The following is a 1,080-nucleotide window of genomic DNA, read 5'->3' as shown; positions in this document are numbered from 1 at the left end:
CTGGAACTGAACCGGCAATTGGGGGCAGAGGTGTTTCAATTTGATTTTGATCTGCTGTTTTTTGAGGTTGCGGCAGCTTGAGGCTTTTCTCTCAAAGTACTAACATTGTATATACTTTGTTAGTATTTCATAGGGAGAGATAATTATGTCTAAACAGTCGGTGTTTACCATGAAACTGGAGCCGGAACTCCGGGCTGAATTTATCGCAGCCACGGAGTCCATCCATAGACCTGCTTCTCAGGTGGTTCGGGAACTGATGCGGGAATTTATCGAACGACAAAAAAAAGCCAGGGAATATGATGAGTTCCTGGAGGAAAAAGTAACCGCTGCCAGAAATTCCATTCATTCCGGTGAAGGGAAAAATAATGATGAGGTGGAAGCGCAGTTTGCCGCTATGCGGAATAAACAGTTATGAAAGTCATCTGGTCACCGGAAGCGGTTCAGGATCGTCTGGCTATCTGGGAGTATCTGGTCTCTGAAAATCTGCAGGCGGCCATTGATATGGATGAACGTTTTGGAGTATCAGCGGGCAGGCTGGCCACTCATCCAATGATTGGGCATAGCGGCAAAATTGAGGGAACCCGGGAATTGATTCCCCATGAGCATTATCGTCTGGTTTATGAAATTCAGGATGATCAGGTATGGATATTGGCTTTAGTGCATACTGCCAGGCTCTGGCCACCGGTTAGAACGTGATATGGATTCCCACGGAGACCGTGGGAACCACTAATGATCATTCCTACGTTAATGACAGCAGATGAAAAACAGACTATTATCAGATTATAAACAGATATAAGGAGCTGGTAATTATGGCTGCATTATTAGAAACCGCTGATCAGGCACTTCCGGTCACTCAATTGGCTCGTCAATTTAAACTTTACCTGGATAAGATCTGTAATCGTGAGCAAGACAAATATGTTGTCATGCGGAACAATGAACCGGCGGCGGTATTGCTCAGTGTGGAACAGTTTGAAGCCATGGTAAACGAACTGGAAGATTTGAGGATTGAAGCCATTGCCAAGGATCGGTTAACGGCTTTTGATGGCAAAACAACCATTAGCCATGATGATATGTTAAAAG

3 protein-coding genes are annotated in these 1,080 nt (G+C 44.7%); all 3 read left to right on the top strand.

Translation table 11 applies throughout. The features are described from left to right. Window positions 1-145: 145 nt before the first annotated feature. On the top strand, window positions 146-415 hold the full coding sequence (locus tag KDK14_RS00325) for an antitoxin of toxin-antitoxin stability system (RefSeq protein ID WP_257263022.1): 270 nt from the start codon (window positions 146-148) through the stop codon (window positions 413-415). Continuing rightward, on the top strand, window positions 412-696 hold the full coding sequence (locus KDK14_RS00320; RefSeq protein ID WP_257263021.1) for a type II toxin-antitoxin system RelE/ParE family toxin: 285 nt from the start codon (window positions 412-414) through the stop codon (window positions 694-696). Before KDK14_RS00325 ends, KDK14_RS00320 begins: the two co-directional genes overlap by 4 nt. 113 nt (window positions 697-809) lie before the next feature. Next, a partial coding sequence (locus KDK14_RS00315) for a type II toxin-antitoxin system Phd/YefM family antitoxin (RefSeq protein ID WP_257263020.1) occupies window positions 810-1,080 on the top strand: 271 nt, incomplete at its 3' end.

It is taken from the genome of Endozoicomonas sp. ONNA2 (assembly GCF_024606365.1).
GTDB lineage: Bacteria > Pseudomonadota > Gammaproteobacteria > Pseudomonadales > Endozoicomonadaceae > Endozoicomonas.
This window is presented reverse-complemented; position numbering and strand designations above follow the sequence as displayed.